Below are 20995 nucleotides of genomic sequence, written 5' to 3'. Positions count from 1 at the left end.
GAATCGCGCTTGGGATGATATGGCCAACCTATGAACGCGATCTTGCCCGGTCAAGCTCGCTCACGCCAAGATGATGGATGCAAGCTGCGCGTCCAGCGCGGGGGCAGAAATCTCCATGAATTCAGGGGTTTCGGTCCAGAGCAGCGCGGCGCGGACCGGCCGCTGGGGATAAAGCTTGCGTAACACCGCCCGGTAGAGCGCGAGCTGGCGGACGTAAGCAGACGGCGCTTCGGCTTCCACGGTTGGCGGGACGTGGTTGGTCTTGTAGTCGACGATCAGGACCTCGGCCGCTGTCACCACCAGCCGGTCGATCTGCCCCGAAACCAGGGCCGGCGGCTGTCCCGGCCGCTCCAGGCGTCCCGCGATCGAAACCTCGGCGCGGCTGCCGGGCGCGAACACCGGCGCAAAACGTGGATCCCCGATCAGCGCCAGCATGGCTTCCGCCAGCGCCTCGCGGTCGCCGTCGCTCCAGTCGCCGACGTTGCGGGCGAGGTAACGCCGCGCCGCGTCGCGGCGTCGCTCGGCGGCGACATCGGGCAGGGATTGCAGCAGCCGGTGCACCAGCGTGCCGCGCAACAGCGCCCGCGCGCGCAACTGCATGGATTCGCCTGACCGGACCGGATGGCTCTCGTCTGCGGCGGGATCGGAGGGCCGCAGCCGGCGGTCGATGATTTGCCCCGAGGCAGCCGAGGTGTGCAGCCATTCCGGCAGCGACGGATGCGCGACAGCCGCAACGTCGAGCGCAATGTCAGTCTCCGATGTTGCGTCTTCCGCTCGCCGGTAGCTTTTCACCACGCCGTCGCCGGCCGGGATTTCCTGGAAAGCAAGGTCTGAATTCGCAAGGCCTCGCTTGACCAAATCGTACCAGGAATTCTCGCGGACGCTGTTCCTGTTGCCGGGCATACAGCCGGCGATGATCAGCCGATCGGCCGCGCGCGTCATCGCAACATAGAGCAGGCGGCGATACTCGTGCTCGGTCTCCTCCTGCATCCCGTTTCGCGCGTTGGCCACGCAAAGCGGATCGTCCGCCTTGCGTCCGGCCCAGACCACGACCTCGCCTCCATTTCCCCGCGGCAAATGAATGAGACGAAGGCGCTGGGTGTCCGATGGCGACGTCGTGGTGTCGGCCATGATCACCACGGGAGCTTCCAGGCCCTTCGCGCCGTGCACGGTCATCACGCGCACCTCGTCGCGCGAGATTTCCATGTCGCGCTTTACCTCGGTGTCGGCGGCGCGCAGCCAGGCCATGAAACCCTGCAGCGAGGCCGGCGCCTTCTTCTCGTAGGACAGCGCCAGTTCGAGGAATTCGTCGAGCGCATCGTTGGCTTCGCGTCCAAGCCGGCGCAGAATGCGTGCGCGGCCATCGTCCCCGCCGAGCAGCCAGGCATAGAAGGCAAACGGCGTCTCGGCGCGAAAGCGCCGCTCGCACTCGGCGAGCCGGTCGAGCGCATCGCGGAACTTGCCGCTCTCTGCGGCGTGAGCGGTCAGCGCATCGCGCAGCGATCCCCCGCGATTCCAGGCCAGCGTGAACAGTTCGTCCTCGGTGAGGTTGAACAACGGGCTCTTCAACGCGACGGCAAGCGCCAGATCGTCCTGCGGCAGCAGCAGGGCGTCGGCGAAATTCATCAGATCGATGATCGCAATGTGTTCGGTCAATTTCAGCCGGTCGGCGCCAGCCACGGGAACGCCGGCGTGCTTCAGCGCCTGAATGACGGCGTCGAACAGGTTGCCGCGCCGGCGCACCAGCACCAGCACGTCGCCATAGCTAAGACGGCGGCGGTTGCCGATACGTCCGGTCATGGTGCCGCCGGTGACGAGCCGCCTGATCTCGGTTTGGATGCGTTTCGACAGTTTGACCTCGGCGCTCGTCACCGGCACGCCATCGAACGGCGCGCGCCAGCCCTCGATGTCCTGCTTGTCGTCGGCGACCGAAAGCTCCCAGAGGTCGATCTGACTTGGGCCGGCATCAGGCAGCGCTTCATGCAGCGGATAGTTCTTTTCAGCGTGGATGCTGCGGTAGATCGCCTCGTCGCGAAACACATGGTCGACGGATTTAAGGATCGCCTGTCCCGACCGGAATGAATAGGTGAACGGGATGGACTCGAACCTCAACTCCGCGTCTTCGAACTTCTTCTTCAATTCCCACCGGCGAGCATCGAACTCCCGCGGCGCAGCGCCCTGAAAGGAGAAGATCGACTGCTTCTCATCGCCGACCGCGAACATGGTGCGCGTCACGCCGTCGCGCGCGCCCGCGCCGGTGGTGAATTCCGAGATAATATGCGCGATGATGTCCCATTGCCGGGGACTCGTATCCTGCGCCTCGTCGATCAGCACATGATCGACGCCGCGGTCGAGCTTGTAGTGTACCCATGCGGAAGCGCCGCTGGCGAGCAGGGCCAGCGTCTTGTCGATCAGGTCGTCATAGTCGAGCAGGCCACGTTCCAGTTTTTCGCGGCGGTAGTTCGCGGCAACCGCGATCGCGATATGCAGCAGGGCCTCGGTGCGGTCGCGCGTCGTGACGGCGCGGCGCTTCTCGATCAGCGGACCGAGGCGGCTCGCCTCAGCCTCGAAGCGGCTTCCGATCGCCGGATTGTCACGGACGAAATTCTTCGTCGCCACCGACTTGCGGGGGGTGCGTTCGGTGTCGGTCAAGAACACGCCGAGATATTCGTCGACCTGGGCCGCGCCGGCGGCCGGCAGCGCCGCACGTAGCCGGTCCGCGTTGTCGCGCTCGGTCCTGGCTCCGGTATCAAGCACGCGCGCGATCTCTTCCCAATGCGAACGTGGCAGGTTGGGTCCATCGACGATCTCGCGCTCGATATCTTCAATGCTGTCATTGGCCGTGATCCCCAGCAAAGCAGAAACCTGCGCGGCTGCGGCCTCAGCGCCGCCCGCCGCGTCGGTCCAGGCCATGAAATGATCGCGGCTGAGACATGCCTCGCGCACGACATCCTTGAAAGTGACGTCGGCTGCGTTCGCCATTGCGGCCAGCAGCGCGCGCCCGATCGCGCTGTCGGGTGCCCGCGAGGCATCGAGCATCACGGCGAGGCTGGCGCGCTCCATCATCTCGGTCTGGTCGCGGTCGTCGAGCACGGTGAAGCGGGCCGGTACGTTGGCTTCGAAGGGGAATTGCTGCAACAGGCGGGTGCACAGCGCGTGAATGGTCTGAACCTTCAGCCCGCCCGGCGTCTCCAGCGCGGAGGCAAAGAGCTCGCGCGCCGATTTGCGCAGCCGCGCAGTCGAGTGCGCGATGCCGGCGTCGCGGATCGCGGCATCGAGCGCGTCGTCGTCGAGCGTTACCCAGTGGCCGAGCGTCGCGAACACGCGCTCGGCCATGTTGGCGGCTGCCGCCTTGGTGAAGGTGAGGCACAGGATCTTTTCCGGCGGCACGCCGGCGAGCAGCAGACGGATCACGCGCTGCACCAGCACATGCGTCTTGCCCGAGCCGGCGTTGGCCGACACAAACGCGGATGCCGCAGGATCGGATGCGCGGGCCTGCGCGTCACGGACGGGCGGGGGAATGGTGCGTGGAGCCTTCACCACTCCTCCAGTGCAACGCCGCCGGCGGCGGACCATTCCTTGACGCGGGCGAGGTTATCATAGTCGCCGTAGCGGGCAGTCCACATCGACAGGACCAGCGATCGATACGGCTCGTCCGGGTTCTCGAACCGGCGGATCAGCGCTTCGAGCTGCGCCCTCGCATAGTCGGCCGCATCATCCGGCAACTGCGGTGTGTCGTTTTGCTTGATCTTCAATTCCACCGTCTTGTGCTCGCCCGGCGGATTGTTGCCGCTCAGTCTGACATAGGCGAGTTCTCCGACGGAGGCGCCCGCATCGATATCGGCGAATCCGCCCTCGCGGAGGATCGCTGCCTCCAGCGTGAGCTGCGGCGACAATCCCATCCGCACCTGCTTTCCGGTCGGCGGCTGCCCGGTCTTGTAGTCGAGGATGGCGTAGCCGCCGCCGCGGTGGCGTTCGATCCGGTCGGCGCGCGCGGAGAGCGTAAATATCCTGGCATCGTCGAGGGGGATCTTGATTTCGCCCCTGATCTCGGCGGCGATGGCGGCGATGTCGCCGCGGCGCGCGGCCTCCCATTCGGCGAACCAGCGCGCGATCCGCTGGAAGCGCGGCCACCAGAGCGCGCGGGCCTCCGGCTTCTCCATCAGTGGCGCGAAATGCTTTTCGCCGATTCGGCGCAACACGCCGACGGTATCGCCGGGCAGGGCATTTGCGTATTCCTTGGTGAATTCGCCAAGCGATTCATGAATCGCAGAGCCGCGATCGGCCGCCGACAGCGGCATGTCGACGGGATCCAGCGGGTCGAGCTTGAGAATATGGCGGGCATAGATCGTGTAGGGATCGCGCAGCCAGTCCTCGATCGCGGTGACGGAGAGCTTTGTCGGGCGCGTCTCGCGCGGCGGTCTGGGCATCGGCTGCTCCACCGGCTTGACCTCAGCGGGCTGATCGATCGCGCCGGCGTACTGAACATATTTGTCGCCAGCCGCCTTCGCCGCCTTCCAGCGCTCCTCGCCCGCAACCGCTTCCAGCCGGTGCAGGAAGCGCGAGGCGACTGCCGGAGCACCGCCGACCTTGGCCGAATGGGTGAGGATCACGTCCTCATGGCCGAGCAGCTGGGCGAAGTCGTGCGCGGAAAGGCCAATGCGCCGCTCCGGCAGGTCGAGGCCAAGTTCATGACGCATCGGCCGGCTCAGCCAGGGATCCACGCGCGGCGCCGGCGGCCACACGGTTTCCACGAGTCCGCCCAGGATGACGCGGTCAGTTTCCGTCAGCCGCGCTTCAAGTTGGCCGAAGATGTGGAGTTGCGCGCCCGGCAGCTCCCGTCGCCGCACCAGACGGTCGGCAAAGGCAGCCTGGAACACCTCGGCATAGTCGCCGGCCTCTACCATCAGGCCGATCTTCTCCTGCCGGCCGAGCAAATCGTCGAAGGCGGACGAGAGCACGAGCCCGTCCGGCTCCTCAAATGCCGTGGCCACACCATGCTCGTCGGCGGAGAGATTCACCAGCGTCTCGCGGTGGCGCTGCGCGAGTTCGGCGAAATCATGCGGTCTGGAGCCGGGAAAGGCTTCCAGCGGCGCCAGCGCCTTGCGGAGCGCCGCGATCAGCGATTGCGCCTGGTCGAGTTCGTGGTCTTCCAGCCGTGCGCGTGGCTCAGCATGGTGCAGCGATGAGGTTTCGCCGCTGCGCAGCTTGCGCAATTCATCGCGAAAACGCGCGAAATCGGCGGCCAATCCGCTACTGGCGGCCTGCGGCCGCGTGCCGCGCAGCAGCGAAAGCTCGAGCACTTCGATGCCGCGCTTCAACGCGCCATGCCTGCCGCCGAGCCGGAACATCGGATGCTTGAGTAGCGCCAGTAATGTTGGCGGCTCCAATCCCTTTGTCGCCGCTTCGGCCGCCAGCCGCGCAAAGATGCCGGCCGATGTTTCCATCAACGCGTCGCCGCCGGAGTCGTTGAATTCGAGATTCCAGCGGCCGAGCGCCGCCGTCACCCGCCGCGCCAGCGCGCGGTCCGGCGTCACCAGCGCCACTGACTTGTTCAGATGCCGCGCTTCGCGCATCGCAACCGCAATGGCGAGCGCCTCCATCTCCTGATTGGGCGCCTCGACCACGGCGAGATTGTCCATGCCGGCTGCGATCTGCGCGGCGATATCCAGCCGTTTCAACCGATCGTGCCATTCCGCGGTGGCGTTCGCCGGCCGCATCGCTTCGGATGCCAGCACCTCGCGGCCGCCTTGTGCAGGCTTTCCGAGAATTTCTACATCGCTGCGTTTGATGCCGAAGCGCGACAGCAGCGCGTGCATCGCATATTGCGGATGGTTGGAGGCAGGCGGCGTCGTGAAGGCGCCTTTGGCATCCCTGACGCCGCCGATCAATCGCCAGGAATCGTCATCGAGGTCGGTGTCGAGACCCGGCAGCACCACCGCGCCGTGCGGCAGCTTGGCCACCGCCTGCAGCAATTTTGCCGTTGATGGCATCGATCCGGTGGAGCCCGCGGCGATCACGGGGCCGTCGGATTGTTTTGTCAGGCGCACAGCCTCGGCATCGATCAGAAGGTCGCGGCGCGCGGCGGGCTCGATCCTGTTGGTTTCGGCAAGAAAAGCCGGCCAGAACTCGCGCGCGATCTTCAGGAAATCCAGCGTGTGCTGCCAGTATTTGTCGAACTGATCGGGCACCAGACGGTCAAGCGCGCTCCAATGGACGCCGCGCGTCATCATGTCGTCGATCAGCCGCGCAAGGTCGCCGGCCAGTGTAAGCGTGGAGGCAGGGCCGCCGACGACCAGCGGTGACAGAACCGGACGCTTGGCCCAGGCGGCGACCAGGCGCGCCAGCGCCAGCCGGCGTTCCAGCTCACCAAGTTTCGGCGGAATGTCGAGTGGGGCGATGCCGCCGGGCTCGCCGTCCTCCGCGAACGCCAGTTCGTCCTCGTCGATGTCGCCGAGCGCCACGATGCGCGGCAGCACCACCGCGTCGGTCTTCAGTTCATCGAGAAAGATCTCCCGCGCCATGCGTCCGGCGCGCAGGGTCGGCAGATAGAGCGTCGCCTGCGCCAGCCGCGCCGGATCGCTGCGCGCCTCGAAGCCGTCGACCAGCCGGCCATCGACCAGCGCGGCAATGACGGAGCGCAGCAACGGCGCCGAGACGGGAACGCTGAAAACGCGCATGGGCTTCCTGATTCGGGATCAGGGCGCATCATGGCATGGGCGGCATTTTGGGGCGCGATTTTTAATTCGCGGTCAGGCCACGCTTTCGAGAAACGCCTCTTCCGCCGCCTCGACCGCGTCGGGGGTTCCGACATGCATCCAGACGCCGTCCAGCCGCAGGCCGAACAGCCGCTGCTGCTCGTTGGCGCGGTCGAACATTCTCGTCAGCGGGAATTCGCCCGCCGGGGCGCCGGCGAACAGCGCCGGCGACATGATCGCGGCACCCGCATAGACGAAGGGGACGACCTGATGCTCCCGGCGCTTGCGCAGCGCGCCGTCCGGCAGCATGGCGTAGTCGCCGCGGCCGCCATAGCCGATGCTGCTCGTGGTCGGCGCCATCAGCAGCAGGATATCCATGCGAGAAGGGTCGAAGGCTTCCGCCAGCCGCGCCAGGTTCGGCCGCACGCCGTCGATCCACAGGGTGTCGGCGTTGACATGGAAGAACGGGGCGTCGCCGAGCAGCGACAGCGCCTTGACGACGCCGCCGCCGGTGCCGAGCACCTGGTCGCGCTCGTCCGAAATGATCACGCGGGGCTGCTTCCGCCCGGCGGTGTGATCGATGATCTGGTCGGGCAGATAATGCACATTGACGACGGCCTCGCTGACGCCGGCCTCGCCGAGCTTGTCGAGCACATGATCGAGCAAGGCGCGGCCGGCGACGCGGACCAGCGGCTTCGGCATCGTGTCCGTCAAGGGGCGCATGCGCAGGCCGAGACCGGCGGCGAGAACCATGGCCTTTGAGGGTGTGACGGACATTTTCAGGGACTTCTCGAAGGGTTGTGGTTGATGCCGCGGATCATATCACGGCGATTCGTACCGCACAGTGACCTTGACGCCATAGTCGCCGGACATGACGGCCATACGACGGCGGCAACGATCCGCTCAGGCTTCGGCCGTCGCGCGCCGGGCCAGTTTCTTTTTCTTGTCGCCCTGCTTCAGGAAATTGACGCCGATTTGATCGCCGTTGACCCAGGCCAGCTCGCAGCGGCGGTAGGCGAGGCCAGTGGACGACAGCAGCAGGAAGAATTCCTTGAGATGCAATCCCTCGACGGAACCCTCGACGCTGAGCTTGGCGCCGGTCTCCGAAATGTCTTCCATGGTGCAATCGCGCCGCCAGGTGCCGTCGATGCCCATCATATGCGCGGGGATGCCGCGCTCGAATGTGACGCGCTCGCCCTTGCGCCGCTCTGTCGCCATTGATTTGCTCCCGCCAACAGCCGCCGCACCCCGTGCTCAGAGGGTAGGGCTCCGCCGGCAGACTAAGGCGGGGTCGGCTAACAACCGGTAAACCAGGCGCGGTCTACAAGGCGGTCGACGCCTCAATCAGGCTTTGATTCGAGCGCTGGGGCGCCGTGGCGCCGATGGACGAAGCCGGTTTCACGACGCGCTCAAGCGCTCTTTGGTTTCTTCTGCGAGCGGACGGGGCGAGCGGTCGCCCGCACCGACGTGTTCAGTGCCACGGCGGCGCGAATGAGCGCCTGCAGCGCCTTTTCATCGATCGTGTCGCCCTCATGGAAATCGATGGCACGCCTGGCGTTGCCTTCGAGGCTGGAGTTGAAGAGGCGTGACGGGTCGTCCAACGCGGCGCCCCTGGCGAAAGTCAGTTTCACGACCGCCTTGTAGGTTTCGCCGGTGCAGATGATTCCGGCGTGCTCCCACACCGGAACCCCTCTCCACTTCCACGCCTCGACCACGTCGGGGTCGGCCTGCTTGATCAGCTTTCGGACCCGGGCGAGCGTCTCGCCCCGCCAGTCACCCAACTCCTTGATCCGCGCATCGATCTGCTGGGAGGGAGAGCTATCTTCTTTTGCTTCCTTCGAGGCGGTCTTCGCTTTCGTTGCCGTCGCCTTCTTCATGATTTTGTCGCTCGCTGGGCAACATACGGCGAAACGAACATGTAAAGACCCGTGAACATGAGCAAGAACAGCGGGAGCAGCGGCGAATAAACGATCCAAGCGGGCGGTTCGCCCAATGCCATGGCGATAAAGTTGGCGGCGACGGTCGCCGTAAAGATGATCGACAGCCAGCGGTGAACCTGCCGAATCCGATTGTTCCAATTCAATGGGACCTCCTCTGAAATAAAGACGACGCGCAATGGGCAGACCTCAGCCCGGGCGCGCCAGGACCTGCTCCAGCTTCGCGAAGAACTGCTGCCACCCCGCCTTGGCACCGCCGAAGGCCTGCTTCTGATCCGGCCGGAAGCCCGACTGCTGCATGCGCAGATGCGTCCCCGTACGCGTCGGCGTGAGCGTAAAGATCACCACACTCGTCAGATTGTAGGCCGCATCGTCGTGCGCAAAATTCCAGGTGTAGGACAGCGTTCTGTTCGGCTCGATGGCGAGGACCTCGCAGTCCAGCCCGCCGCCCCAGTCGCCGCGAAGATTGAAGCGGTGCCCCACCACCGGCTTGAAATCGTTCTTCATCAGCCACTCCTCGATCAGGTGTGGTTGCGTGAGCGCGCGCCAGATCTTTTCCGGCGGATAAGGCATCTCCCGTTCGACAGTGACGGAGAGCGTTTCGGTCGCAGTGTTGCTCATTGGTCCATCCTTTTGAGCAGGTCTTCGAGGTCATCGAACCGGCTTTGCCAGAAGCCGGCCATCTGGCTCGTCCAGTCGAGCAGCGGGGCCAAGGCGCCGAGCTGCGCGCTGTAGTGCGTCTGGCGGCCTTCGTGGCGGTCGCGCACCAGCCCGGCCTGCTTCAGGACCCCGAGGTGCTTTGAGACGGCCGGCTGCGAGACCCCGGACTGAGCCGTCAGGGCCCCGACCGTCTGCTCTCCTTCGCGGCATAATCGCTCGAACAGAGCCCGCCGGGTCGGATCGGCGAGCGTTCTGAAGAGCACATTGTGAGCGTTCGGCATTCGGGATCGATAACCTTTCGGTTATTGATTGACGTATAACCATTGAGTTATGCGTGAGTCAAGCGTGAAGATGGAGCGGCGCAACGATCCGCGTCACAGGAGCCATCGGCCACATGGAGCGCGCCGTTGTCCGGGGCCTAAGGCACCGGCGGCGGAACGTTGGCGGAATACCAGTCCTTCAGCCGCGCCAGCGCGGGGTGCGCCAGCGAGCGGTTGAGATAGGTCCAGATCCGGGGCTGGTGACGCAGATATTGCGGCTTGCCGTCGCGGCGGTTGAGCCGCGCAAAGGTGCCGAGCAGCCGCGTGTTACGCTGTGCCGACATGATGGCGTAGAGCTCGGCGAACTGGGCCGCATCGAAACTCTCGTCCGCCGCGCGCCGCGCCTTGATGTAGTGCGCGAACAGCGAGAGTTCGAGCTGTTCGGGGACGTCGATCCGCGCGTCCTGCAACAGCGATACCAGATCGTAGGCGGCCGGTCCCAGCACGGCGTCCTGGAAATCGATGATGCCGACCCGCGCGATACCCTCTCGCCCGGCGAGCCAGATCAGATTGGGCGAATGAAAGTCGCGCATCACCCAGGTCCGGGGCGCCGCCGCCGGCTTTGCGAGCAGATCGCGCCACAGGGTGACGAATTCGGCGCGCAGATTGTCGCTCGGCTCGGCGCCGCGATCCGGCAGGTACCATTCGAACATCAGTCCGATTTCGACCAGCAACGCATCGGTGTCGAATAGCGGAATGGCGTAGGTGAATTCCTGCGCCAGCGGCAATTTCTCCGGCAACGGCTCGCGATGCAGCGCCGCCAGCAGGTCGGTCGCCGCCTCATAACGCTCGGCGATCGGCCGCGGCGGATCGCCCTCGATGACGCCTTCGCTGCCGAAATCCTCGGTGATCAGGAAGCCGGAATCGAGGTCGGCGTGATGAATCGCCGGCGCCGAGAAGCCGCGCTCGCGCAGGCCGCCATCGATGGCGACGAACGGCCTGACGTCCTCGGCCAGATGCACGGCCGCGCTGTAGGATTTGCCGGCATAGATCGCGGGCCCATCCGGGCGCCGCGGCGAATTCATCAGGATCACGACGCCGTCGTCGCGGATCAGCCGCGCATAGGAACGCGTCGAGGCGTCGCCGGCCATGCGCTGGCGCCTGGCATCGATATAGCCGGCGCGGTCGAGAAACTGCCGCAACGCCTTCAGCCTTGCGACCTGCGCGGCCGCCTTGCCGTAACCGGTGATTTCAGCGGCGCGGGCGGCCGATCCCAGCGCCGGGCGATGGCTGAGCGCGATGTCGATGCGGTCCGGTGGAAGCGCGCCCGGCGCACGTTCCGGCCATTCGATCAGCGCCACCGTGGCGTCAGGCAAAGGCGACAGCCCGATCTCCTCCAGTTCCATGGGATCGTTGACGCGGTAGAGATCGGCATGGATCAAGGGGAACGGCGGCAGGTCGTAACTCTGCGCCAGCGTGAAGGTCGGGCTTGGAACCTCGATGGTGTCGTCGCCGGCGAGATAACGGATCATGGCGCGCGCCGCGGCGGTCTTGCCGGCGCCGAGGTCGCCCGAAAGCGTGATGACGTCGCCCGGGCCGATCAGCAAGGCGAGGTCGGCCATCAGATGCGCCGTCGCCGTCTCGTTCGATAACGCCAGCGCGAATGTCGTGGGAGTGCTCATTCCGCGGCGTGACGGTGAGCGGCCTGATCGGTCGGGAAGTCGCACGTCACGGTCGTGCCGTTGCCGACGATCGAATCGACGCTCACCTTGCCGCCGTGCAGTTCGACAAAGGAGCGCACCAGCGACAGGCCGAGGCCGGCGCCGCGATGCCGCGAGCCGTGGGAATGGCTCTCGAACCAGTCGAACACCTTGTCCTTGACGTCGGGCGGAATGCCGGGGCCGGAATCCGTCACGGTGAACACGATGCTGTGCTCGGTCCGCCGCGCACTCAGCCCGACGGTGGCGTCCTGCGGCGAGAAGCCGACGGCATTGGCCAACAGATTGTACAGGACCTGCACCACGCGGCGTTCGTCGCCGACGAAGCTGCCGATGTTGGGATCGACGTCGACCTTGAGTTCGATACGGTCGGTGGCGAGCCGGTCCTGGATGCCTTCGGCGGCGGCCTCGATGGTCTTGCGGATGTCGACCGAGCCGAGGTTGAGTGACATCGCGCCGGCGTCGATGGTGGCGAGATCGAGGATGTTGTTGATGATGGCGAGCAGCGCGTTGGTCGAGGCGGTGATGTAGCCGAGATATTCGGCCTGTTTCGGCATCAGCGGTCCGGTGGCGGGATCGGCGAGGAAGTGCGCGAAGCCGATGATGGTGGTCAGCGGCGAGCGCAGTTCGTAGGACACGTGGTGGACGAAATCGACCTTCATCTGGTCGGCGGTCTCCAGCGCCTCGTTGCGCTCGCGCAGTGCGCGCTCGACGTTCTCGGTGTCGGTGATGTCCTGGAACGTCAGCATGGTGGCGCCGTCGGGCAGCGGCATGGTCATGCAGTCCAGCACGCTGCCGTCGTTGCGCTCCAGCTTCAGCGGCACCTCGACCCGGTTCTCGATCGCGGTGACGGCTTCGCGGATGGTGCGCCAGGTAGCGGCATCGTCGAACAGCGGCCTGCACCAGGCTTCCACCGTCTCGATGTGCGGCTGCTCGCGCAGCGCTTCCGGCGACAGCTTCCACATTCTGGCGAAGGCCGGATTGAACAATTGCGCGCGGCCATTGCTGCCGAACACCGCGACGGCTTCGGCGAGATTGTCGAGGGTTTCGCGCTGGACGCGGATCAGGCCGTCGAACCGCCGCGCCAGGTCGAGGCTTTCGGTGACGTCGTCGAACAGATAAGTGACGCCGCCTTCCGGATTGGGCGTGGTGACGACGCTGACGGCGCGGCCGTCGGGCAGGTACCAGGTGTCCTTTTCGGGCTCGACCGCGCGATAGGCCTCGTGCAGCTTGGCCTTCCAGGCCCGGAAATCCGGCTGTTCCGGCAGCTTGCGCGCGGCGCGCAGCCGGTCGAGCACGCTCGAATCGTCGGGATTGCCATCGAGAAAGACGCGGTCGAGATCCCACAGCCGGCGATAGGAATCGTTGTAGAAGGCCAGCCGCCGCTGGCCGTCGAATACCGCGACGCCGGACGACAATTGATCGAGGGTGCGGCGATGGGCCTCGGCCATCCGCTCCAGCGCCGCGCGCAGCGCGGTAGCCTCGCTGGCGTCGATGGCGATGCCGGCCGAGCCGCCGCCGACATTCATCGCATATACATCGTGGATGCGGCGTTCGCCGCCGACCACGACCGGCAGCCGCGCGGTAAAGGCCGCGGTGTCCTTCAGGGCGCGCTCCATGTCGCTGCGGTCGCCGCTGTCGAGCAGTTCGAGGCCGCGATCGATGGCGTCGGCGACGCTGACGGCTTCGGTCGCCCGCGCATAGGCGGCATTGGCGTAGCTGAGACCGCCCTTGGCGCCCTTGGCCCAGATCGGCCAGGGCGCCGCGGCGGCGAAACCTCGCAGCATCTCGGTTTCCTCCGACAGCGCCCTGAGCCGGAGGTTGGTTTCAGCCAGTTCCCGGCGCACTCCGCCGAGTTCGCGAATCCGCACAATGGCTTGGCCGCCGATGGCGCGGCCCATGGCCTCCAGCGCGTGTCCGTTGGACGTGGTGAGGTTGAGCAGAAAACCCTCGCCGGCCTCGCGCAGCGCGTCGACCGCGTGATCCATCTGCAGCGCCGGCTCCGGCGGCAGCCAGGTTCCGAACGCCAGAATCCGCTGCGGTGAATCCTGTGCGTGCAAGAGCGAGGTATCGCCGCTGATTTGCGGGCGATTGTCGCCCGCCGCCCACGAGATCAGGATCTGCGGTTCCGCAAACAACAGCGCGCGCAGGCGATCGGCCTGCACCTGCAGATCCCCGATGTCGGAGCGCAAACGCGCCTCGTTCCTTGCCGCGCGGACGCGCGTGCGCATCAACAGGATCGCGGCCACCACCGAAAAGCCGAGCAGCGCCAGGGCCGTGGTCAGGATCACGAATTCCTGGTGATCGAGATCGAGATAGGCCGCAATCGCCTGCGCCAGTCCTTGATCCTCCGCCCGCGCCGGCGCAATCGGCAGCAGTGCCGCGCTGGCAAGGGCGATCAGGCCGTTGCGTGCCAGTGAAGTGCACGACAGCAGGGTCCGACGCATCGCCACGATCACGCCCGACATGGTTTACCCCAAACCGCACGACTTTGCGCCCGGCGCGCTTCACGCCGTTCGCGAATCGAATGACAATATCCCCAACGGGACTCGACGGGTAAGAGTCCAGACCGTGAACGCGAATCCCGGGGCGAAAAAATGCGCCGCGGTGATGTTTACGGAAATGGATTTCGTAAAATTGCCGCTACATTTTGGCCCGGTCGCGCCGCCCAAATGGATTTTTGCGGTCAGCGGCCGGTCGAGCCGAAGCCGCCGGTGCCGCGGTCGGTCGCCGAAAGCGACGCCACGGCAACGAATTCCGCCGTCGTCACGGGGGCAATCACCATCTGCGCGATGCGCTCGCCGCGCCGGATCGGGAACGGGGCGTCGCCATGGTTGATCAGGAGCACGCCGATCTCGCCGCGATAATCCGCATCGATGGTGCCGGGCGAGTTCAACACCGTGATGCCATGCTTGGCGGCAAGGCCGGAGCGCGGCCGCACCTGTGCCTCATAGCCCGGCGGCAGCGCGATGGTGAGCCCGGTCGGGACCAGCGCGTATCTGCCGGCGGCGAGCACCAGCGGCGTGCCTTCCGGAACCGCCGCGAGCAGATCGAGCCCCGCGGCGTGCGCGCTCTGATAGGCCGGCAGCGCCAGGCCTTCGCCGTGCGGCAACTGCCGGATCTCGACTTTGACGCGCGTGCTCACGAGACCTTCTCCACGGTGCCGGCGATCCGCGCCACCAGTTCGGTTGCGACCTGTTCCTTGGTCATCACAGGCCAGGAATCGACGCCGATGTTGGCGCCGTCGCGGGTCAGGAGATGCACTGTGTTGCGGTCGCCGCCCATCACGCCGGTCGCCGGCGAAACGTCGTTGGCCACGATCCAGTCGCAACCCTTGCGCGCGAGTTTTGCCCTGGCGTTGTCGATCAGGTGCTCGGTTTCGGCGGCAAAGCCGATCACCAGCGGCGGCCGCTTGTCCCTGAGCTTCGAGATCGTCGCGAGGATATCGGGATTTTCGACCAGCTGCAGCGGCGGCATGCCGGACCCGGTCTTCTTTAGCTTCTGCTCGCCCGCATTGGCGACGCGCCAGTCGGCAACCGCGGCGGCGAAGATAGCGATATCCGCCGGCAATGAGGCTTCGACCTGCTGCAGCATGTCGCGCGCGGACTCAACGTGCTTCACGGTGACGCCTGGGGGATCGTCGAGCTCGACCGGGCCGGAGACCAGCGTGACGTCGGCGCCTGCGGCCTGTGCCGCGGCGGCAATGGCAAAACCCTGCTTGCCGGAGGAGCGGTTGGCGATGTAGCGCACCGGATCGATCGGCTCATGGGTGGGGCCGGCGGTAATCAGGATGCGTTTGCCCGCCAGCGGCCGCGGTCGCGGCGGCCGCAGCAGACGTTCGGCGGCAGCGGCGATTTCCGTGGGCTCCGCCATGCGGCCGACACCGGCCTCATTGGCCTCCGCCATCTCGCCGGCATTGGGTCCGATCATGGCGACGCCGTCGCGCTCGAGTTGCGCGACATTGCGGCGGGTGGCGGGGTTGTTCCACATCAGCGGATTCATCGCCGGCGCCAGCAGGATCGGCCGGTTGGCCGCGAGCAGGATGGCGCTGGCGAGGTCGTCGGCGTGGCCCTGCGCCATCTTGGCCATCAGATCGGCGGTCGCCGGCGCCACCACGATCAGGTCGCAGTCACGGCCGAGGCGAATGTGGCCGGCATCGAACTCGCTCGCGGGATCGAACAGGTCGGTGTAGCAGCGCTCGTTCGACAGCGCGCTGGCACTCAATGGGGTGACGAACTGCTGCGCGGCGCGGGTCAGGACGCAGCGGACGTGGATATGCCGCTCCTTCAGCCGCCGGATCAGGTCCAGCGCCTTGTAGGCCGCGATACCGCCGCCGATGATCAGGGTGACGCGGGCCTGCGCCGTCGCATCAGCGGCGCGCCGGGACGCACGGGATGGGGCCCCGGAAGGCGGAACGGCTTGCGAGAGTGCTGCGGGCGATATCGGGCCGCCCTGAATGAGTTCGCCCAGGATCACCCGGACTTCCTCTTCCACCGAGCGGCCGTTCTTGGCCGAACGCAGCCGCAGATAGACCTTTACGGCCTCGTCGAGCTTTCGGATGGTCAGGCTGGCCATGGGCTGTTCCGGCGGAATTCGATAGCAATGCTATCACTTCGTGCATGCAATGCAATCACAATTGCCGGACCGCGAACAGGATGGCGATAAAGGTGCCCGCGATGATCCATAGCGCCAAAGTGCGCCAGCGGCTCTTGCGGCCCTCGGTCCGGCCGATCGCCGCAATCGTCTCCGGCGACAACGTGATGCCTTCCCGGGTCATGGTCTCCAGCTGCTCCAGCACGGCGACCGACCGCGAGGCGATCGCCGGCAGGCCGGCCAGCACCCGGCCAAGCTCGCCGGCGCCGGACATCGCGCCCTGAACGCGTCCGACCGGGCCGAGATTGCGCTCGATCCATTCCCGCACCACGGGATCGGCGACTTTCCAGATGTCGAGTTTCGGATCGAAGCCGCGCGCCACGCCCTCGACCACCACCATGGTCTTCTGCAGCAGGATCAGTTCGGGGCGGGTCCGCATGTCGAACAAGCCGGTGACCTCGAGCAGCAAGGTCAACAGCTTCGCCATCGAGATTTCTTCGGCGGTGCGGTTATGGATCGGCTCGCCGATGGCGCGGATGGCTTGCGCGAAATTCTCCACCGAGTGATGCGCCGGCACGTAGCCGGCTTCGAAATGCACTTCCGCCACGCGGCGATAGTTGCGGGTGATGAAGCCCAGCAGGATTTCGGCGAGGAAACGCCGCTCCTTCATGCCGAGCCGGCCCATGATGCCGAAATCGACCGCCACCAGCCGCCCGCCATCGTCGACAAACAGATTGCCGGGGTGCATGTCGGCGTGAAAAAAACCGTCGCGCAGCGCATGGCGCAGGAAGCTCTGGATCACCTTGCGCCCGAGGTCGGGCAGATCGACCTGCGATTGCTCCAGCCTCGCATGGTCGCTCAGCGCGATGCCGTCGATCCATTCCATCGTCAGCACATTGTGCGTGGTACGATCCCAGTCGACGGTGGGCACGCGAAAATCCGGGTCGTCGCGGGTATTCTCCGCCATCTCGGAAAGGGCGGCGGCCTCCAGCCGCAGATCCATCTCCATCGCGACCGAGCGCGACATCGTATTGATGACCTCGACCAGCCGCAGCCGCCGCGCTTCCGCCGAATGGGCTTCGGCCTTGTGCGCGACGAAAAAGAAATCGGCGAGGTCGCGGCGGAAACGCGCGGCGACATTGGGCCGGAGCACCTTCACCGCAACCGCGGCACGCCCGCCGTCGCGCTCGACTTCGGCGCGATGCACCTGCGCGATCGAGGCGGCGGCGACCGCCGGACCGAAGCTCGCAAAGGCCTGCGCCACCGGGCGTTCCAGCGACTGCGCGAGTACGGCCTCGGCCTCGGCCTGCGAAAACGGCGGCAGCCGGTCCTGCAGGCTCTCCAGATCGCGCGCCATCATGACGCCGACCACGTCGGGGCGGGTGGCGAGAAACTGCCCGAGCTTGAGGTAGGCGGGTCCGAGCCGCGTCAGCGCGCGCGACAGGTGCGGGCCGGACTTGGCGCCGGGGCGCTCGATCAGCCGGGCGATGCGCAGCGCGAGCTGCCCGGGCGGCGGCACCAGCGAGGGGTCGACGACGCCGAACACGCCCTCGCGCGCGAACACGAAACCGGCGCGGGCCAGCCGCGCAATGTGGGTAATTGCAGAAATCACAAACGCCAGCCTGAATGCAACGCCACGATGCCGCCGGAAAAACTCTGCCAGCTGGCGCGGGAAAAGCCGGCGGTGCGCATCATCTCGGCGAATGCATTCGGCTTGGGGAATTTCCGAATCGATTCGACGAGGTACTGATAGGACTCGGCGTCGCCGGTCACGGCGCGGCCGAGCGGCGGTATCACCTTGAAGGAAAACAGATCGTAGATGCGGTCGAGGCCGGGCGTGTCGACGGTGGAGAATTCCAGGCACAGGAACCGCCCGCCCGGTTTCAGCACGCGATAGGCTTCCCCGAGCGCAAGATCGATCCGCGGCACGTTGCGGATGCCGAACGCGATGGTGTAGGCGTCGAAGCTGCGATCGGGAAACGCCAGCGCCTCGGCATTGCCCTCGACGAACGACACCCGGTCGTCGAGATGGCGCGCCGCCGCGCGCGTGCGGCCGACCTCCAGCATGTCCGAATTGATGTCGCAGACGGTCGCCCGGAAGCCGGCGCCCGAGGCCTCGGCGGCGCGAAAGGCGATGTCGCCGGTGCCGCCGGCGACGTCGAGCAGCGAAAATGGCGTATCCCCGCGCGGCGGATTGAGCGCGTTGATCATCAGGTCCTTCCAGACCCGGTGCAGCCCCGCCGACATCAGGTCGTTCATCAGGTCGTAGCGCTGCGCCACGCTGTGAAACACGTCGTTCACCAGTGTCTGCTTGTCCCCCAGGGGGACATCCCTGAAGCCAAAATGGGTGGTCTGGTCCGGCCGATCCATCAACTCTACTCCATGCCGGACCATAGCGCGCCCGCCGCAATGGCGCTATCACGTCACGTCCTCAAGGTGAACGCCCCCGATGCCTGAATTACCCGAAGTCGAGACCGTCCGCCGCGGCCTGCAGCCGGTCATGGAGGGCTCAAAAATCCTGAAAGCGGAAGCCAGACGCAAGGATCTGCGGTTTCCGTTCCAGAAGGATTTCGTGGCGCGGCTCGAGGGCCAGACCGTGACCGGGCTCGGCCGCCGCGCCAAATATCTGATGGCGGATCTTGCCTCGGGCGACGTGCTGTTGATGCATCTGGGCATGTCGGGCTCGTTCCGCGTCCTCAGGGACGATGGCGACGCGGCGCCGGGCCAATTCCACCATCCCCGCAGTGAGAACCGGACGCATGATCATGTGGTGTTCCGGATGTCGTCGGGCGCATCGATCGTTTTCAACGATCCGCGCCGCTTCGGTTACATGAAGATCATTGCCCGCAGCGCGCTCGACGGCGAACCCTTGCTGAAAGGCCTCGGCCCCGAACCGCTCGGCAACGAATTCGATGCCAAAATGCTGGCGCAGTCCTGCGCCGGCAAGAAGACCAGCCTGAAGGCCGCATTGCTCGACCAGCGCGTGGTCGCAGGGCTCGGCAACATCTATGTCTGCGAAGCGCTCTATCGTTCGCAGCTGTCGCCGCGAAGGCTGGCCGCCACGCTGGCGACCAAAAAGGGCGAACCCACCGATCACGCCAGGCGCCTGGTGGGTGCCATCCACGGCGTACTGAACCAGGCCATCAAGGCCGGCGGATCGTCGCTGCGCGACCATCGCCAGACCTCGGGCGAACTCGGCTATTTCCAGCATTCGTTCCAGGTCTACGACCGCGAAGACGAGAAATGCCAGACCGCCAAATGCGGCGGCGTCGTCAGGCGCTTCACCCAGAACGGCCGTTCCACCTTCTGGTGTCCGAAATGCCAGAAGTAAGGTCGGCCTTTCCTCAGTGAAGCTAGGCCATTCGGCGGTGCAGGCAGGCTTTGGAGGCCGCGCCGAACGAGCGCAACGAAGTGCAGGGATCAGGGAGAGCCAAGGGCATGAACGGTAACTGGCGCGATCGCACCGACACCGTCTTCGAGTGTCAGAAGCAGCCGGCCTCGGGCAGCCGCGGCATGGTGGTGAGCAATCATCCGTTGGCCTCTGCCGCTGGCGTGGAGATGCTCGCTGCCGGCGGCAACGCCATCGATGCCGCGATCGCGGCCCTGTTCACGCTGACCGTGGTCGAGCCGATGATGGTCGGGATCATCGGCGGCGGCATGGCGCATATCCGTCTTGCCGACGGCAGCCACCGCTTCATCGACGGCCAGAGCACCGTTCCGCTTGTCGTTCGTCCCGACACCTATCGATCGAAGCCGGGCTCGGCCCATGACGTGTTCGATACCGTCGACGACGAGAACCTGAACGGGCCGAAGGCGGTCGCGGTGCCGGGCTCGCTGAAGGCCTGGTGCGAGACCTTGCGCCGGTTCGGCACCATGTCGCTCGCCGATGTCATGCAGCCCGCGATCAGGCACGCCTCGCGCGGCTATGCGGCGACGCCCTATTTGCAGGAATGCATCGCCGATAGCGCGCGGGAGATGCTGAAGGACAGGGCGATCTCGGCAATCTATCTGCCGAACGGAACGCCGCTTAGGGCCGGCGAGCGCGTCGTGCAATCGGAATATGCCGAGACGCTGACTCATATCGCGCAGCACGGCGACACGGCGCTGTATGCCGGCCCGCTCGGCGATATCCTGGTGGATTACATGAAGGCCCATGGCGGCTTCATCACCCGCCGCGACCTGACGTCCTACAAGACCGTCGAGCGCGCGCCGATCCGGACCGATTATCGCGGCTGGCAGATCCTCGGTCCGCCGCCGCCGGCGGCCTCCGGCGTGCACATCGCGCAGATGCTGAACATTCTCGAGGGCTATGACATCGCCGAGAAAGGCTTCGGCACCGCCGCAACCATCCACCTGCTGGCCGAAGTGCTGAAGATCGCCTTTGCCGACCGCGCCGCCGCCAGCGGCGACCCGGATTTCGTCGGCGTGCCGGTGGAGCGGTTGACGTCGAAGGACTATGCGAAGGAGCGCCGCAGCGCGATCGATGCTAGCCGCGCGCAGAAATGGAGCGCGGGCGTGGCGCAGCTCGAAGGCGCACACACCACGCACATGACCGCGGCAGATTCGATGGGGAACGTGGTCGCGACCACGCAGACCATCAACAATCTGTTCGGCGCAAGGATATTGATCCCCGGCCTCGGCACGATACCGAACAACTACATGAACCTCTACGATCCCCGGCCCGGCCATGCGCTGTCGCTGGCGCCGGGCAAGCGCGTGACCACTTCGATGTCGCCCATGATGGCGCTGCGCGACGGCAATCTCGTTTATGCGCTGGGCCTGCCCGGCGGAAAGAAGATCTTTCCAAGCGCGATGCAGGCGCTGCTCAACCTGATCGATCACGGCATGAGCCTGCAGGAGGCGGTCGAGGCGCCGCGGGTCTGGACCGAAGGCAATGCGCTGGAGGTCGAAGCCGCCGTGCCGGACCGCGTTCGCGCGGCGCTGGCGTCGATGGGCCACGACGTGCTGGCGGTGCCGACCGTGGCCGGCGGCATGAATGCGATCCAGTTCCATGAAGACGGGTCGATGTCGGGCGCGGCATGCTGGCGCGCCGACGGCACGCCGATCGGTCTCGCCGGAGGGCTGGCGCGCGCGGGGATCCGGTTTGGCCTGGCGTAATCGACGCTGGA

At 66.1% G+C, this 20995-nt stretch carries 16 protein-coding genes; 2 read left to right on the top strand and 14 right to left on the bottom strand.

What is annotated here, in order from left to right; genetic code table 11:
- Nucleotides 1–60 precede the first annotated feature (60 nt).
- From addA to ubiE, 14 genes are all read right to left on the bottom strand, one after another.
- Complete coding sequence (addA, locus tag KMZ68_RS00385) at nt 61–3540, bottom strand: double-strand break repair helicase AddA (protein ID WP_215613988.1); 3480 nt, start codon at nt 3538–3540, stop codon at nt 61–63.
- Complete coding sequence (gene addB, locus KMZ68_RS00380; protein ID WP_215613987.1) at nt 3537–6680, bottom strand: double-strand break repair protein AddB; 3144 nt, start codon at nt 6678–6680, stop codon at nt 3537–3539. The genes addA and addB overlap by 4 nt, the downstream gene beginning before the upstream one ends.
- A 72-nt stretch (nt 6681–6752) precedes the next feature.
- The gene (locus tag KMZ68_RS00375) at nt 6753–7475 is read right to left on the bottom strand and encodes a nucleotidyltransferase family protein (RefSeq protein WP_215613986.1); all 723 of its coding nucleotides are present in this window, start codon (nt 7473–7475) and stop codon (nt 6753–6755) included.
- A gap of 126 nt (nt 7476–7601) precedes the next feature.
- On the bottom strand, nt 7602–7916 hold the full coding sequence (locus tag KMZ68_RS00370; RefSeq protein ID WP_215613985.1) for a PilZ domain-containing protein: 315 nt from the start codon (nt 7914–7916) through the stop codon (nt 7602–7604).
- A 191-nt stretch (nt 7917–8107) separates the two neighbouring features.
- The gene (locus tag KMZ68_RS00365) at nt 8108–8575 is read right to left on the bottom strand and encodes a DUF1801 domain-containing protein (protein WP_215613984.1); all 468 of its coding nucleotides are present in this window, start codon (nt 8573–8575) and stop codon (nt 8108–8110) included.
- Entirely contained in the window at nt 8572–8781 is a 210-nt protein-coding gene (locus tag KMZ68_RS00360; protein ID WP_215613983.1) for a hypothetical protein, read from the bottom strand. Before KMZ68_RS00360 ends, KMZ68_RS00365 begins: the two co-directional genes overlap by 4 nt.
- Before the next feature lie 43 nt (nt 8782–8824).
- A complete protein-coding gene (locus tag KMZ68_RS00355; protein WP_215613982.1) occupies nt 8825–9256 on the bottom strand; it encodes an SRPBCC family protein in 432 nt (143 codons plus the stop codon).
- The gene (locus KMZ68_RS00350) at nt 9253–9576 is read right to left on the bottom strand and encodes an ArsR/SmtB family transcription factor (RefSeq protein ID WP_215613981.1); all 324 of its coding nucleotides are present in this window, start codon (nt 9574–9576) and stop codon (nt 9253–9255) included. The genes KMZ68_RS00355 and KMZ68_RS00350 overlap by 4 nt, the downstream gene beginning before the upstream one ends.
- 137 nt (nt 9577–9713) lie before the next feature.
- A complete protein-coding gene (gene tsaE / locus KMZ68_RS00345; RefSeq protein ID WP_215613980.1) occupies nt 9714–11237 on the bottom strand; it encodes a tRNA (adenosine(37)-N6)-threonylcarbamoyltransferase complex ATPase subunit type 1 TsaE in 1524 nt (507 codons plus the stop codon).
- Complete coding sequence (locus tag KMZ68_RS00340; RefSeq protein WP_215613979.1) at nt 11234–13741, bottom strand: sensor histidine kinase; 2508 nt, start codon at nt 13739–13741, stop codon at nt 11234–11236. The genes tsaE and KMZ68_RS00340 overlap by 4 nt, the downstream gene beginning before the upstream one ends.
- A gap of 218 nt (nt 13742–13959) precedes the next feature.
- Nucleotides 13960–14418: a dUTP diphosphatase gene (dut, locus tag KMZ68_RS00335; protein WP_215613978.1), complete on the bottom strand. Its 459-nt coding sequence runs from the start codon at nt 14416–14418 to the stop codon at nt 13960–13962.
- Complete coding sequence (gene coaBC, locus KMZ68_RS00330) at nt 14415–15848, bottom strand: bifunctional phosphopantothenoylcysteine decarboxylase/phosphopantothenate--cysteine ligase CoaBC (RefSeq protein ID WP_215613977.1); 1434 nt, start codon at nt 15846–15848, stop codon at nt 14415–14417. Before coaBC ends, dut begins: the two co-directional genes overlap by 4 nt.
- Nucleotides 15849–15903: 55 nt before the next feature.
- The gene (ubiB, locus tag KMZ68_RS00325) at nt 15904–17478 is read right to left on the bottom strand and encodes a 2-polyprenylphenol 6-hydroxylase (RefSeq protein ID WP_215613976.1); all 1575 of its coding nucleotides are present in this window, start codon (nt 17476–17478) and stop codon (nt 15904–15906) included.
- Complete coding sequence (gene ubiE, locus KMZ68_RS00320; protein ID WP_215613975.1) at nt 17475–18236, bottom strand: bifunctional demethylmenaquinone methyltransferase/2-methoxy-6-polyprenyl-1,4-benzoquinol methylase UbiE; 762 nt, start codon at nt 18234–18236, stop codon at nt 17475–17477. The genes ubiB and ubiE overlap by 4 nt, the downstream gene beginning before the upstream one ends.
- A gap of 79 nt (nt 18237–18315) precedes the next feature.
- Between ubiE and mutM the strand changes: the two genes are divergently transcribed.
- Nucleotides 18316–19197 (top strand): bifunctional DNA-formamidopyrimidine glycosylase/DNA-(apurinic or apyrimidinic site) lyase, encoded by an 882-nt coding sequence (gene mutM / locus KMZ68_RS00315; protein ID WP_215613974.1) that lies wholly within the window; start codon nt 18316–18318, stop codon nt 19195–19197.
- Between the two features lie 107 nt (nt 19198–19304).
- On the top strand, nt 19305–20984 hold the full coding sequence (ggt, locus tag KMZ68_RS00310) for a gamma-glutamyltransferase (RefSeq protein ID WP_215613973.1): 1680 nt from the start codon (nt 19305–19307) through the stop codon (nt 20982–20984).
- Nucleotides 20985–20995: the final 11 nt, after the last annotated feature.

The organism is Bradyrhizobium sediminis (assembly GCF_018736105.1).
Taxonomy (GTDB): domain Bacteria; phylum Pseudomonadota; class Alphaproteobacteria; order Rhizobiales; family Xanthobacteraceae; genus Bradyrhizobium.
Note: the sequence above shows the minus strand (reverse complement) of the source record. Positions and strands in the feature narration are given on the sequence as shown.